Here is a 14,514-nt window from a genome sequence, read left to right as displayed (position 1 = left end):
AAACTGCCGCTACGCTTGCTGATCCTGCGCAACAAAATTTCATGCTTTGTGCTCTGGTTGTTGGCAACCGGGGCCAGTCCTGCTAAAACGTTCGTTTGATATCATTTTCCCCTATTTTGAATGGCAGAGAATCATGAGTGACAGCCAGACGCTGGTGGTAAAACTCGGCACCAGTGTGCTAACGGGCGGATCGCGCCGCCTGAACCGTGCCCATATCGTAGAACTTGTTCGTCAATGCGCGCAGCTACATGCCGCAGGCCATCGTATTGTGATCGTCACGTCGGGCGCTATCGCCGCCGGGCGTGAGCATCTTGGCTACCCGGAACTCCCGGCGACCATAGCGTCTAAACAACTGTTGGCGGCGGTGGGGCAGAGTCGTCTGATTCAGCTTTGGGAACAGCTATTCTCTATCTACGGTATTCACATCGGGCAGATGCTGCTGACGCGTGCGGATATGGAAGACAGAGAGCGCTTCCTGAACGCGCGTGACACCCTGCGTGCGCTGCTGGACAACAATATTGTCCCTGTCATCAATGAAAACGATGCCGTGGCGACCGCTGAAATAAAAGTGGGCGATAACGACAATCTTTCCGCGCTGGCCGCCATTCTGGCGGGCGCCGACAAATTGTTGTTACTGACCGATCAGCAAGGGTTGTTTACCGCCGATCCGCGAACCAACCCGCAGGCTGAGCTGATTAAAGACGTGTACGGCATTGATGATGCGTTGCGTGCGATTGCGGGCGACAGCGTCTCTGGCCTGGGAACCGGGGGAATGGGCACCAAATTGCAGGCTGCCGACGTTGCCTGTCGTGCCGGAATCGACACCATCATCGCGGCGGGCAGCAAGCCGGGCGTGATTGGCGATGTTATGGCAGGCATTTCTGCGGGAACCCGTTTCCATGCGCAAGCCTCCCCGCTGGAAAACCGCAAACGCTGGATCTTTGGCGCGCCGCCTGCCGGTGAAATCACGGTGGATGAAGGGGCGACATCTGCGATTCTGGAACGCGGTAGCTCATTATTGCCAAAAGGCATTAAAAGCGTGACAGGTAACTTCTCGCGTGGTGAAGTGATCCGCATCCGTAACCAGGAAGGGCGCGATATCGCCCACGGCGTCACCCGTTATAACAGCGACGCGCTGCGCCGTATTGCTGGTCACCACTCTCAGCGGATTGACGCAATTCTTGGCTATGAATATGGCCCGGTCGCTGTCCATCGCGATGACATGATTACCCGTTAAGGAGCCGACATATGCTGGAACAAATGGGCATTGCTGCCAAAGCGGCGTCCTACAAACTGGCGCTACTCTCCAGCCGCGAGAAGAATCGCGTACTGGAAAAAATAGCGGATGAACTGGAAGCGCAAACTGAAAGCATCCTGAGCGCTAACGCCCAGGACGTTGCCGAGGCGCGCGAAAACGGCCTCAGCGAAGCGATGCTGGATCGTCTGGCATTGACACCGGCGCGCCTGAAAGCGATTGCCGATGACGTCCGTCAGGTGTGTAACCTGGCCGACCCGGTCGGACAGGTGATTGATGGCGGTCTGCTGGACAGCGGGCTGCGTCTGGAACGTCGTCGTGTTCCGCTGGGCGTCATTGGCGTGATTTACGAAGCGCGTCCCAATGTGACCGTTGACGTCGCCTCGTTGTGCCTGAAAACCGGCAACGCGGCGATTCTGCGCGGCGGTAAAGAGACATATCGCACCAATGCGGCAACGGTTGCGGTGATTCAGCAAGCGCTGGAAGCCTGCGGCTTACCTGCTGGCGCAGTTCAGGCGATCGACAGCCCGGATCGCGCGCTGGTCAATGAAATGCTGCGTATGGATAAATACATCGACATGCTGATCCCTCGTGGCGGTGCGGGCCTGCACAAGCTGTGCCGTGAGCAGTCTACGATCCCGGTGATCACCGGCGGGATTGGCGTATGCCATATCTTTGTTGACGACAGCGCGGAGATCGAACCGGCTCTGAAGATCATCGTCAATGCGAAAACCCAGCGTCCAAGTACCTGCAACACGGTGGAAACGCTGCTGGTACATCAGGATATCGCTGCGCGTTTTCTGCCTGCGCTGAGCAAGCAAATGGCGGAAAGCGGCGTCACGCTGCATGCTGACGATACGGCGCTGGCCCAACTGAAATCAGGCCCGGCGAACGTGGTAGCGGTGAAAGCCGAAGAGTATGACGACGAGTTCCTGTCGTTGGATCTGAACGTGAAAATCGTGGCCGGCCTGGATGACGCAATTGCGCATATTCGTGAACACGGTACTCAACATTCCGATGCGATCCTGACGCGCACTCTGCGCAACGCCGATCGTTTTGTGAATGAAGTGGATTCGTCCGCCGTTTACGTCAATGCTTCTACCCGATTTACCGATGGCGGACAATTTGGCCTTGGCGCGGAAGTGGCCGTCAGCACGCAAAAATTACACGCACGCGGCCCAATGGGGCTGGAAGCGCTGACCACCTACAAGTGGATCGGCATCGGTGACGATACCATTCGTGCGTAATTAAAACCGGAGTGATGCAAAATCAGCCACTTGATTCACAAGGCTATTGACGCATCACCCGGTTAGTTTTAACCTTCTACCCCGTGATTCACACTCGTGGTCATGTCCTTTCAGGGCCGATATAGCTCAGTTGGTAGAGCAGCGCATTCGTAATGCGAAGGTCGTAGGTTCGACTCCTATTATCGGCACCATCCCCTAGTTTTCTCAAGTCAATCAACATCAACAAAATCCTTTAAAAACATATATATTACGTTGTTTTCAGTCATCTGAGGTCAACCCTTGTCTCTTGAAATCAACATGCAATTGGGGGCACAATCAGGGGCATGTTCTGTTCGGTCTAGGAAATGTGCCCCCAATGATGCTGAATGCCCGTAAGGTTGAAGCCGCCAAAGGAAAAGAGAAGAGCTATAAGCTCGCTGATGGCGGCGGCCTGTATCTTCAAGTAGAACCCAATGGTTCACGATATTGGCGAATGAAGTATCGCTTCGCGGGTAAAGAAAAACGCTTATCTTTTGGCGTCTATCCAGCTGTCAGCCTTGCCGATGCCAGGCAAAAGCGCGAAGACGCAAAGAAATTACTCGCAGCAGGTAACGATCCAGGCGAAGTAAAGAAAGCGAAGAAGCTGGCTTTGACCTCTGCTACTGAGATAGTCAACCCGTTCAAAGAGGTAGCGTTAGAGTGGCACAAGATGAAGTCGCCAAAATGGTCAGAGGGCTACGCTTCCGACATCCTTGAGGCCTTCGATAAGGATATCTTTCCCCATATCGGGCAACGACCTATTGCGGATATTAAACCCCTCGAATTACTGGAGGTGCTGAGACTGATAGAAGCCAGAGGTGCGATGGAAAAAGCGAAGAAAGTCCGCCAGCGATGTGGAGAAGTTTTCCGTTATGCCATCGTAACAGGGCGAGCAATTTACAATCCTGCACCGGATCTCGCCAGCGCAATGCAGGGCCACGAAGCCGCCCATTATCCTTTCCTTAAAGCCACCGAGTTACCCGAGTTCTTTACCGCCCTGAATGCCTATACAGGAAGCCCGATTGTTGTGCTGGGAGCACATTTACTTATCCTGACTGGACTGAGAACGGGTGAGCTACGCGCTGCTGAATGGTGTGAAATTGATTTTGATAACGCTCTTTGGGAAATACCAAAAGAACGCATGAAAATGCGTCGTGCTCATCTTGTGCCGCTTTCAAAACAAGCATTAGCCCTTCTTGAAACCTTAAAGGAACTGACTGGGAACTATCCTTTGATGTTTCCTGGGCGTAACGATCCTAGCAAATTTATGAGTGAAGCAAGTATTAATCAGGTGTTTAAACGTATTGGATATGCAGGACGTGTTACGGGGCATGGTTTCAGGCATACGATGAGTACGATTCTACATGAGAAAGGATTTAACAGCGCTTGGATTGAAACCCAGCTTGCTCATTTGGACAAAAATTCTATTCGTGGAATTTATAACCATGCCCAATATCTCGAAGGGCGAAGAGAAATGATGCAATGGTATGCTAATTATTTATCTGAGCTAGTTGGTACTCATAAATGAATGTTTTAAAAATTAATAATACTGATTCTCTGCTTAGAGATTACTACCAATTAGATGAAGCTTCAGAAAAAATTGGTTGTAATGAAAAGGATATACTCTGGTTTGCTAGAGAACGAGATGTAGAGTTATGCATGGAATTTCATGATGATGAGTATGATGTTTCATGTGGTTTGAAGATCGATTGCCAAATGGATGAGTTCTTATCTAATCTGAAAATTTTACCACGAGACAGAAATGGCAATATTATGTTGTCAGATTTAAGTTCTATAAGAATTCCTGATGAAAATAATTTGATTGATAAAAATGGCTTTATTCGATGCTTCATATCCGGTTTGTGGGCTGTTGATTATGAATATAAAGATTTGTTAGTTAAGCATGAAGGGCAACCGGATTCCTGGCCTCTGCATTTTCTAGTAGCAGGCACACCTAATGTAAATTGTAAGGCAATGCTTTATGTTAATTATGATGAAAAAGAAAATTATTATCTTTTTGAGGTTTTGTGGATTACAAAAATACAGATTCAAAAATTCATTGATTTAGTATCATGTGAGCAAAAGAGGATAAAAAACACCAACAAATATAAATCACAATCTGAAGCGCAAAAACAAAAGCATGCAGTTCCTCGAGCTGAAATACTCATGGCTATTATTGCGCTCTATCATCGTGATATGAGGTTAAGAAGAGAGAGTCCAGCAGCGATAGCTGATTATCTTTTTCAACACGCCAGTGAGTTCTGGCCTAAGACCGGAGAGCCGCCTTTGAGCTATGATACTGTTGTAAGTTTGCTGCGTAGCTGCATGAAAAATATAAAATTTAACTAAAAGTTAACAATTGTTGTGGCTAATGATTTTGGGTTTTTCTCATTAGTCACATTTTTCTCATGTATAACCTGTGTTTTAATTTTCCATGTTGAAGCCAATAGACTTATATAAACGGAGAATGATGAATGTTATCCAAGCATGACAATACTACTTTGCAACGACCTTCAATGGATTCTCTGATCGATATGAAGTTTATTACATCAGATTGCTTACTAAGTGATAAATGGATTTATCGGTTGATTTCTTTAAATCGTTTCCCTAAACCTATAAAAATAGGACGGATGTCGCGTTGGCGCGCAGCTGATTATTATACGTGGAGAGATGGGTTCGAAGAAAACTCTGGGCAGAAATTTGAAGGAATGAGGGAAAAGGCAAGAAACATTAAAAGTGGGAATACCTTAGCGTCTACTCCCACAATTCAGTAGAGTTTAATTTTATTAATAGCCAACGGCTTAGCCTTTAGGCTCAATTCCGCGTAATTGAAGCTCTTTACGTAAAATTCTCTTGATCCAAGATGCCAATGCGTTATCTCCATCTTTGCGCATTTCATTTTCAAGCTGCAACCTGAAATCTTCGTTAAGACGCATTTGGAATGGAGGAGAGCGTTTTTCTTGTGGTGTTGACATGGTAATTACCCTAACATATGATGCCTACATGGTAATTACCATTGTAGGGCTAGAAAGCCTATAAAAGCAATGCCCGAGAGTGCTGGAACACCGCTCGAGCATTTAACCACCGTTAAAAGAGGTAACGAAGATGGCTAAACAGAAGTGTACCTGGTTATTTGCGGCGATCAACCGCAGTCAACGCAATGCCCGTCCAGTGATGTTAAGGATCACCGCAGATAACGAGCGCCCAGCGCAGCGCAGACTGGCCCCGGACTACGTGCTGAGCTTTGCCGGTCGCATTCCCTGCGGAGGTGAACATGCTTAATTATCCGCAACCCGGCGAACGCTGGCAGCATGAACGTGGCTGGACCGTAACAATCATCCGATTAATTGAAGCGTCTCCCTCCGTGGCGCTGGTTAATCCTGAATTCAGCTGTGAAGTGCTGATACGTCATGACAGCGACAACCAGCTTTCTTCCTGCCCTCTGGCATGGTTTGAACAGCGGTATACGCGCCTGTTTGATGCGCCGCTCTTTAAACCTTCACCAGTTCCGGCAGGCGGTAGTGGCTCCGGCCCGATGACGCTGCACCCGTCAGTGGTATTTACCCGCTGGCGGGAGCGCAGCATACGGCGTTCTGCTGAACCTGACGACAAGCACTATTCAAAGTTTCTCTGACAAAACACCGCTAAAAACGGAGTAATCCACGATGAATATTTCAAACGGGCACAACGGTGCTCAGGGCCACTCCTTGCCTGAAAAACACTATACCGGTGCTTTTGCATATGGGTTGTCAGAGGACGGTTTCGGAAAACTGGACAGAGCCAGAAAGGCCTGCGACATGCTGCAGCTTCTCTTTTCTGAATACCCGTCTCAGGGCGGAACGCTGGATGCCGGCTGTGCGCCAGGCATTGCCGCGCTGATGGAGTACCTGCGGGCAGATTTGACGGATATTGCGCACAGCTGCGAACTGATTGAAGGAGGCACCCAATGAACCAGCCGCAGGTTTCTATTTTTCCGGCAGAAATGACCACCGCGCTGTACCGGCGGGCTATTGCATCGGCATGGCGGCAGAAAACGCTGAACGAAACCGGCAGCGATCAGTATGGTCCGCACAGCCTGACGGTTGAGCGTATTGAAATGGCAATTGCCCTGCATATCGAGTGCGCACTGATTAACGAGTACGGCGAAGCACAGGGCGCCGCTGCCGCGCTGGCACTGCTGACTGACATGCTGGAGCCGTCACTGCTGACTGCGCCGCCGGTACTGACCGTGCGCGGCTGTGAAGTTATGGCGGAGCTGTACCGCACACTTCCGGCGGCCTTTGATGATTTCTGCAACACGGGTGTGCCGCTGCATCAGGGGGAAGTATGACAACACAGACGGTTACGCAGATTTCAGCCGCAGCCCGGGGGAAATGGCCCGTTATTCTGCAGATGCTGCGTATTGATGTACCCGAAAACGGCAGGCACGGTCCCTGTCCGAAATGTGGGGGCAAGGATCGTTTCCGCCTCGATGATCTTGACGGGCGCGGAACGTGGATTTGCAGCCAGTGCGGCAATGGTGACGGTCTGGATCTGGTTAAGCTCATGACTGGTTACGGCGTCAGAAAGGCTGCGCAGGAGGTGGCGCAGGTGCTTAATGTGCCGGATGTGCAGGAACTGCCCGTTAAGCCCGCCAGGCAAAAAGCCCCTAAACGCGATATGAGCCTTACCGTGGCGGCGCTGATGAAAGAGAGCCACACGGGAGAAAGCCCCTATCTGAACGGGAAAGGATTTGCCGGATATCCGGCCTCCCTGACCGGAAGCGTGCAGCATATCAGCGGTAAGGATTTTCCTGCCGGTTCCCTGTTGTTACCGCTCACCACCAACGCCGGAGCCGTGACCGGTGCGCAGCTTATCGCCCCGACGGGTGAAAAAAGCATACTGCCCGGCAGCACGATGAAAGGCGCGTTTGTGGCGCTCAGCCCGTTACCGTCTGAACCGCCGGTACAGGTGGTGATTACCGAAGGTTACGCCACGGCACTGACGGTGAGCCAGCTCACCGCCGGATGCGTAGTGGCTGCCATATCTGCAGGCAACCTGCCCAACGTGGCGCAGTCGCTGCGGGCACGCTGGCCTGAGGTAAAAATTATCATCGCCGGTGATAACGATTTTCAGGACGGGGGCGAAAATCCCGGCAGATCCTTTGCTGAACGGGCGGCAAAAGCCGTCGGCGGCTGGGTGACGTTGCCACCGGGAGAGATTAAGGCTGACTGGAATGACTTCCATCGTGAGCACGGTATAACCCGCGCCTGTGAAGCCTTTCGTAATGGTCTGGTGCTGTGTGGGGAGGGCCGCACGCAGCTGCCGCACGGATTCCGTCTTACCCAGGAATATCTCTGGTATGAAAAACAGGTACAGCGCAATGGTGAAACGGAGATCCAGAACGTCAAAATATGCAACCCGCTGCGCGTGACGGCAATCACCTGCGATGCCGATGGCGGTAACTTCGGGCGGCTGCTGGAGTGGGAAGATACGTGGGGAGAGCGTCGCCGCTGGGCGATGCCGATGGAAATGCTGAGCGGCAGCGGTGAGGAGCTGCGCCGGGTTCTGCTGGTTAACGGGCTGTCTTATATCAGCACCACCGGCGAGGCCCGCGCCCGCCTGATGGAATATATCTCGTTGTGTAAACCGGAACGCCGCGTGACCTGCGTCAGCCGCACTGGCTGGCATGGTCAGGTTTACGTCCTGCAGGATGAGGTCAGCGGTGAAGGTGCAGAGGGGGTCATTCTCCAGACCACTTCCGTGCAGGGGCGCGATTTCCGCGTATCGGGCACAACGGAGGAGTGGCGGGAGCACGTATCCCGCTACTGCACCGGCAACTCCCGCGTGGCGTTTGCCGTCAGTCTGGCGTTTGCTGCACCACTGTTACGGCTGGTTGGTATGGACGGCGGCGGTTACCACCTCAAGGGGGAATCGACGGACGGTAAGACTACCACCATGAAAGCGGCAACCTCCGTCTGCGGTGGGCCTGATTACTGGCAGACGTGGCGGGCAACCGGCAACGCGCTGGAGGGATGCGCCAGCCGCCGCAACGATGCCGCCATGATGCTCGATGAGATCCGGGAGGTGGACGGACGCGAGGCAGGCAATATCGCCTACATGCTGGCAAACGGTCAGGGCAAGGGCCGTGCCGGTACGGACGGTGAGCTGCGCACCCGTAAGCAATGGCGGCTGCTGTTCTTTTCAACCGGCGAGCTGTCACTGACCGAACATGCGGCAAAAGCTGGTGAGCGTACCTTTGCCGGGATGGAAGTCAGGATGATCCAGATCCCCAGCGATTCCGGGAAATTTGGCGTATTTGAGGAGCTGCACGGCTTCGACAGCGGCAAGGCACTGGCGGAGCATCTGGAGTGGGCCACGTCCAGCTACTACGGTTCGCCGTTCCGGGAGTGGCTGAAAGCCCTGACCGATGACCTTAACGGGCTGACGGCACAGGCAAAGTCACTGATGAAGGAATATACCGCCGCGCTGACCCCGAAAGATTCGGGTAATCAGGTGGGCCGGGCCGTCAACCGATTTGCACTGGTGGCGATGGCGGGCGAGCTGGCAACCCGTCTGGGGATTACCGGCTGGCCTGAGGGGGAAGCGCTGCGGGCAACCCGCGTCTGCCTGAACGCATGGCTTAAAGATCGCGGGCACACCGCCAATCAGGAAGATATTGCCGCACTGGAGCAGGTACGCAGTTTCTTTACCGCGAATCAGTACAGCCGCTTTGCAGACTGGCACGACGAGCGCAACCGCCCCGGCAATATGGTGGGCTGGCGCAGGGTGGAGAAAGGCAGTACCGCGCAGGGAACGGAAGCCGTCACCACGTTCTACGTCATGCCGTCCGGCTGGAAAGAAATCTGCCGGGGATTTGACCCGCGCAAGGTGGCGCGTTTGTGCGCGGATCGTGGATACCTGCTGCCCTCAACCGATGGCAAGCTGCAGACAACCATTCGCCCGCCAGAGATGAATCCACGCAGGCTCTATGTCTTCAACAGCGAGGTGCCGGGTTAAGGCTTTGCGTGAGTCTTATTTATTAAGGGTAACAGGTGAAACAGGTGGAACAACCGTATTTTACAAGGGCTGAGCCTGTTCCACCTTTTGAAATAGTGAGGTGGAACAGGTGGAACGCCAGCCGATCCGCTGTTCCACCTTGTTACCCGCGATGTTCCACCTGTGCTGTGCATATAAATACTTTATAAAACAATGCGGTAACACATGTTTCACCTGTTCCACCGCATCAGGGACATAAAGAAGACTGAAACCGAGGCATTTTTATCTGGCTGGCTTTCATAGCCACGCCTGAATAACCGCAAACAACCGTTGTGCCAGCCACCACACACTGAGCACCGATAGTGCGCTTGTGTCAGCCACGACACAATTGACGTAACGAAGCAACCCGACAGGAGAAGTCATGAACAACACCGCAGAGAATACCATCCTTTCCACTTTTCCGGCTGTAACGCAGCGGGCACTGGAAACCCTGAACACAACCAGAAACGCATGGCTTGAAGCACGTCGTCAGCAAAAAGCGGCAGCAGATAATATTGCGACAATCCGACAGCGCCGCGCTGAAATGGAAGCCACGACTAACGCGCTGAATGAGGAGTGGCGCACGCTGTTTCGTGAAAGTCAGGGCGTAGTCTCAAAGGAAATGAAAAAACTGCGCACGGAAATTGCGCTGGGACGAGAAACGCTTGAGGATTTTGATGAACTGCTGGCAGCTCAGGAAAGCGAAAATGCCTTATTACCGCAGGAGGCCGGGAAATTAGCCGGGCAGTATATCAGCGCACATAACACCCTTGTGGAAATTCGCGCAAAGCAAATCTGGGAAGACTTCATGCAGTCGCATGGTAAGGCGTTAATCCAGACACTGAGCCTGCTCAAAACCACAATGGGGCGGGAAGCCAGTGCCGTTGTGGGGGTGGTGAATTCAGTTAATGACCCGGACACAGTACTGAAAGACTTTATTCACAAACATATCACCAAACCGGCTCTTACTAACGCTGCGATGCCGGAACAGGACCCTGTGTTTAAACTGGCAGGTGTTGCGCCGGATTATGCTGCCCTTGCTGATTTCCGCAAACTTCCCTCTCCGGCGGCCCTTCATAAAATGAAGATCCGGCAGGAACGTGAAGAACTGCAAAAACGTAACCGAGCCGCGGAGGGTATCTGATGGCACTTAAATGTCCCGAATGCGGCACTACGGCACACGCCAGAACCTCCGCCTATGAAGCACCATCGGTTAAACGCTCATGGTATCAGTGCCAGAATCTTGAATGTTCCTGCACATTTACCGCACTGGAAAGTGTGGATACGATAATTATGAAACCCCGTCGTAATGAACAGGAATCAGACAAAGTACAAGTGCCGGAAAAACAACTGAAAACGCTCAATCGCTATGGTTCTGCATCAAAGTTATCAAGCCGCCAGCAAATCCCTGTCTGATTAGCAAAAAACGCTTACCTAATCCCGGCCCGGCACCGGGATTTTTTACGCCTTTTTCCTGGCTGGCCTGAGAGCGCATGAGTGCATGTCTATGGCGCATGAAAACGCATGAGTCTAATGCATCATTTTTGACGCGAAAGCCCTTGTGTGGCGGCTCCTGAGGCAATTTACGGGGTGCATGAAAACCATTCTGTTAAGCGAAGCGGGCAGGCGGGCGGGGCTGTTCGCGACAGCAGTGAAAGTGACAGCGAACGACTCTGTCGTACTGTATCATCGTATAATGATCAGTCTTATTGGGTTCTGTACTGAATTTGACCGGCTTTCGACGGCTATGCCTACCGCAAAATTAGAGCCCAATCAACTTTGACCTCACCAATACTTCTAAAAGACAATAAGTTATGAGAAAGTGGATGCTGTCGCTTTGGCCATATGTAACAGCCCAGGCAATGTTAATTACTTTGTAAATGTTGACGTTAATTAATAGGATAAGTCGATGCTAGCAAGGGCTGAAAATATAAGAAAAATTACAAACTATTTAGCTGTTCTCTCAAGAGGGGTTGAGATTAACGCCTCCCTTAATCTTTTGGATATCAACGTTCAAGTTGAATTCTTTTATAGGGATTTTTTAAATTTATGTTTTGGGTATAACTTAAGAAACACCAATAGTGAACATCAAAACTATCAAGCAATTGATCTTGCTGATGAAAATATGAGAGTTGCTATACAAGTAACGTCAACCCCTGAATTAGAAAAAATTAAGAATACCGTTGATGGGTTTATAAAAAAGAAGCAATATGAAAAATATGATAGACTAATTGTTCTGAATATAACTAAAAGGAAAAATTACAAAGTAAAAGAATATGGTGTGGCAGGGCGTTATGTAATTAATATCAAAGATGATGTTTGGGATTATAGAGATATAATTAGAAAGATAAACGATTTAAATGATATTGAGATATCAGCAATAAGCTCATTCTTAGAACGTAATATTACAACCAGCGCTGCTGATAAGCCGCCGAAAGAAGTTACAACTATGTTTGCTATGATTGAGTTATTGAGTGATGATGATCACCCATTGGCAGGTAATGGTTTTATTGAAGAACCTAATCCTGAGAATAAAATATATAAAAGATTCTCAGATTATTCAGAGCAATTAATAGGCTTATACATTGGGTTAGCACCACTATATAGCGGGATATTTAAATCGATAAAAGAGCAAAGCGATATTGGCATAGTAAAGTACAAAAAGATGAGTTTGTATTTAGAGTCATTTAGTGATAAAGTGTTAAGAAGCCATGATGCAAACCCTATTTTGGCACTTAATTCTTTAATAGAATATTTTTCTAAACAGTTGAGTCAGCGAAATGTAGATTATGATGAGACTGCTATCAAATTTTTCTTAATTGAGAATTTAATTGCATGTAACGTCTTTCCTAATTCGGAGATTCTTTAATGTTAAGTTATTTTTCAAAAGATGAGGAGTTGACAAAATCCCCTCCTATTGTGGGGGCAAAGATCCTTAATTTATTTGATGAAACTAAAAAAGAAAAAATTAGTATTTTCGATTTAGCAAAGGAATTAAAGAAAAACAACTCTTTAGGAGTTCGTGCAATTTATTTTGGAATGGTCTTTCTTTATACTCTTGATCTTATCGATTTTGATGAGCCATATGTGATAAATAAAAATGTTAAGAATAAATAAACTCTATAGCATGCCAGAATCTTTTGAGCCAGTAAGCTTTTATAGTGGCATCAATCTCATCTTAGGCGAGAAGGATGATACATCCAACAAAACCAATGGAGTGGGTAAAACTCTTTTAATAGAGTTTATAAATTTTTGTTTATTAAAAGAATTTAAGTCGAGTAGAGTTTCTAAAATCCCTCACTCTGACTTTTCTAAAGACATTTTAATATGCCTTGATTTTAATATTGGTGATATTAACATCATATCCCAACGCTCTATTGGGAAGCATAATGAACCAACACTTATAATAAATGGAAAAATAATAGAATTTAGTGGGGTAGATGATGCCCTATCTCATTTAAGTAATCTTACCTTTAAGAATAGTAAAGTTTTTCTTCATCCATCATTTAGAACGATGCTAGGTCCTCTGATAAGGGATGAACGTTCAGAATTTAAGTCTATTGTTGAGTGCTTCGACACAAAATTACATATACCTGCCGATTATACTCCGCATCTTTATTTGTTAGGAATTGATATTTCTCCCTATAAAGAGGCAAAAATTTTGCAGCGAGAAATAGATGATTTATCAACCACAAAAAATAAAATAAAGAAAGATATCGAGTTTTTAACAGGTAGTAAAATTAGTTCCGCAAAAGCAGAAGTGAATGATCTCAAGTCAAAAGTTGAGCATATAAAAAAAGCTATGGATGCTCTTGATAGCGATAGCAGCTATGAAATGATAAAAGATGAAGTAGCAGAATTAGAAAGTTCATTAGAAGAGTTGAGAAATAAAAGAACAATACTGAAATTAGAGCTTTCAAGAATAAACTCTCTTGTCGGTGATGTATACATAAATGATGAAGAAGTAATTGAGGTTTATAATAAATTTAAAGTTGGATTAGGTGATGCAATCAAAAAAGAATTGGATGATGTTATTTCATTCAAGAAAAAAATAGATCACTTCCAACATACTTTGTTAAATACTCGTAAAGAAACATTACTTTCTGAATTGCGAAAAATATCTGACAAGCTATATACAGTAAATAAACTTTGTAAAGAAAAAGCTAGTGTCTTTGAGCAGGCTGGAGGGTTTAAAAGCCTTAAAATTTTGATAATGACTTATCAGAAGAAGTTAGAAGAGTACTCGCAACTATCTTCCTTGATTAAAAAGTTTGAAGATTTTGATTCTAAATGGAAACTTAAGAAGTCAGAACGATCTTCTATGATAATTTCGTTAGATCTCTCTATTATGGATAACGAAGCTACTATTGAATCTTTTGAAGAAACCATTTTATCAATGCATGAATATGTTTTTGGCAATAGAAAATGTTCTTTCGAAATTAAGGCAACAGAAAAGAAAGAAACTATCTCTATGGATTTAAGAATTGATGATGATGGTAGTCATAGTAATGAACGAGAAAAAGTTTTCTTTTATGACTTGGCTCTTTTACTTACAGAGGAAACATTTGAGCGTCATCCCGGATTATTAATTCATGACAATATTTTTGATGTGGATCAAGATACATTAATCAAAAGCTTGAACTATTTGGCAGAGAAATCCAGTTGCTTGAATGATGCTCAATATATTTTGACGTTAAACAGTGATAAAATTAGTGAAATTGATAAAAGAGAACTTAAGTTAGATATTAATTACTTCAAGCGAGCTTCGCTAACAAAAACAAATAGATTTTTAGGAAGGCGCTATCAAGAAAAATCAAGATCCTGATAAAAAATGATGTCGGATAAAGCCCCCAACTCTGATTTGATACCATTTTGAACTGGATGGCTTCGAGGTGGGGGCATTTTTGGGGGCATTTTAGTCAAACCATAAATAAAATTGCTTTTATTTCAATGTGATAATTTATTTTGCCACTCCTA

General features: G+C 47.7%; 15 protein-coding genes and 1 tRNA gene. 15 read left to right on the top strand and 1 reads right to left on the bottom strand.

Features of this window, described 5'->3' with window-relative positions; translation table 11 throughout:
- Window positions 1-133 precede the first annotated feature (133 nt).
- The 5 genes from proB to OGV79_RS11045 all read left to right on the top strand — a co-directional run bounded on the left by proB (window position 134) and on the right by OGV79_RS11045 (window position 4,869).
- Window positions 134-1,237 (top strand): glutamate 5-kinase, encoded by a 1,104-nt coding sequence (gene proB, locus OGV79_RS11065; protein WP_058668604.1) that lies wholly within the window; start codon window positions 134-136, stop codon window positions 1,235-1,237.
- A gap of 11 nt (window positions 1,238-1,248) precedes the next feature.
- Window positions 1,249-2,502: a glutamate-5-semialdehyde dehydrogenase gene (gene proA, locus OGV79_RS11060; protein ID WP_200075560.1), complete on the top strand. Its 1,254-nt coding sequence runs from the start codon at window positions 1,249-1,251 to the stop codon at window positions 2,500-2,502.
- Between the two features lie 115 nt (window positions 2,503-2,617).
- Window positions 2,618-2,693: transfer RNA gene (locus tag OGV79_RS11055), tRNA-Thr, on the top strand.
- Between the two features lie 164 nt (window positions 2,694-2,857).
- Window positions 2,858-4,048: a tyrosine-type recombinase/integrase gene (locus tag OGV79_RS11050; RefSeq protein ID WP_181219014.1), complete on the top strand. Its 1,191-nt coding sequence runs from the start codon at window positions 2,858-2,860 to the stop codon at window positions 4,046-4,048.
- Entirely contained in the window at window positions 4,045-4,869 is an 825-nt protein-coding gene (locus OGV79_RS11045) for a hypothetical protein (RefSeq protein WP_286468327.1), read from the top strand. Before OGV79_RS11050 ends, OGV79_RS11045 begins: the two co-directional genes overlap by 4 nt.
- Before the next feature lie 452 nt (window positions 4,870-5,321).
- On the opposite strand, the gene OGV79_RS11040 is transcribed toward OGV79_RS11045, so the two are convergent.
- The gene (locus OGV79_RS11040; protein WP_164519984.1) at window positions 5,322-5,495 is read right to left on the bottom strand and encodes a hypothetical protein; all 174 of its coding nucleotides are present in this window, start codon (window positions 5,493-5,495) and stop codon (window positions 5,322-5,324) included.
- 130 nt (window positions 5,496-5,625) lie between these two features.
- On the opposite strand from OGV79_RS11040, the gene OGV79_RS11035 reads away from it, so the two are divergent.
- From OGV79_RS11035 to OGV79_RS10990, 10 genes are all read left to right on the top strand, one after another.
- Entirely contained in the window at window positions 5,626-5,802 is a 177-nt protein-coding gene (locus OGV79_RS11035) for a host cell division inhibitor Icd-like protein (RefSeq protein ID WP_020437332.1), read from the top strand.
- On the top strand, window positions 5,795-6,154 hold the full coding sequence (locus OGV79_RS11030; protein WP_286468324.1) for a hypothetical protein: 360 nt from the start codon (window positions 5,795-5,797) through the stop codon (window positions 6,152-6,154). Before OGV79_RS11035 ends, OGV79_RS11030 begins: the two co-directional genes overlap by 8 nt.
- 31 nt (window positions 6,155-6,185) lie before the next feature.
- Window positions 6,186-6,470, top strand: a complete 285-nt coding sequence (locus tag OGV79_RS11025) for a hypothetical protein (protein ID WP_141238304.1) — start codon at window positions 6,186-6,188, stop codon at window positions 6,468-6,470.
- A complete protein-coding gene (locus OGV79_RS11020) occupies window positions 6,467-6,850 on the top strand; it encodes a DUF5375 family protein (RefSeq protein ID WP_286468323.1) in 384 nt (127 codons plus the stop codon). The genes OGV79_RS11025 and OGV79_RS11020 overlap by 4 nt, the downstream gene beginning before the upstream one ends.
- Window positions 6,847-9,519 carry a TOPRIM and DUF927 domain-containing protein gene (locus OGV79_RS11015; RefSeq protein WP_286468322.1) on the top strand — a complete coding sequence of 891 codons (2,673 nt, stop codon included), beginning with the start codon at window positions 6,847-6,849 and terminating at the stop codon, window positions 9,517-9,519. The genes OGV79_RS11020 and OGV79_RS11015 overlap by 4 nt, the downstream gene beginning before the upstream one ends.
- Window positions 9,520-9,919: 400 nt before the next feature.
- Window positions 9,920-10,681, top strand: coding sequence for a phage polarity suppression protein (locus tag OGV79_RS11010; RefSeq protein WP_052945431.1), 762 nt, complete (start codon window positions 9,920-9,922; stop codon window positions 10,679-10,681).
- Window positions 10,681-10,953, top strand: coding sequence for an ogr/Delta-like zinc finger family protein (locus OGV79_RS11005; RefSeq protein WP_023225877.1), 273 nt, complete (start codon window positions 10,681-10,683; stop codon window positions 10,951-10,953). Before OGV79_RS11010 ends, OGV79_RS11005 begins: the two co-directional genes overlap by 1 nt.
- A gap of 493 nt (window positions 10,954-11,446) precedes the next feature.
- Window positions 11,447-12,406 (top strand): SMEK domain-containing protein, encoded by a 960-nt coding sequence (locus OGV79_RS11000; RefSeq protein ID WP_286468321.1) that lies wholly within the window; start codon window positions 11,447-11,449, stop codon window positions 12,404-12,406.
- Window positions 12,406-12,654, top strand: a complete 249-nt coding sequence (locus tag OGV79_RS10995) for a hypothetical protein (RefSeq protein WP_286468320.1) — start codon at window positions 12,406-12,408, stop codon at window positions 12,652-12,654. Before OGV79_RS11000 ends, OGV79_RS10995 begins: the two co-directional genes overlap by 1 nt.
- A gap of 10 nt (window positions 12,655-12,664) precedes the next feature.
- Window positions 12,665-14,362: a DUF2326 domain-containing protein gene (locus OGV79_RS10990; RefSeq protein WP_353622143.1), complete on the top strand. Its 1,698-nt coding sequence runs from the start codon at window positions 12,665-12,667 to the stop codon at window positions 14,360-14,362.
- The last annotated feature ends 152 nt before the right edge of the window (window positions 14,363-14,514 follow it).

The sequence above is a fragment of the Citrobacter sp. CK185 genome, assembly GCF_030333565.1.
GTDB classification, from domain to species: Bacteria; Pseudomonadota; Gammaproteobacteria; order Enterobacterales; family Enterobacteriaceae; genus Citrobacter_B; species Citrobacter_B koseri.
The sequence above is the reverse complement of the archived record's forward strand: the minus strand, read 5'-3'. Positions and strand labels throughout refer to the sequence as shown.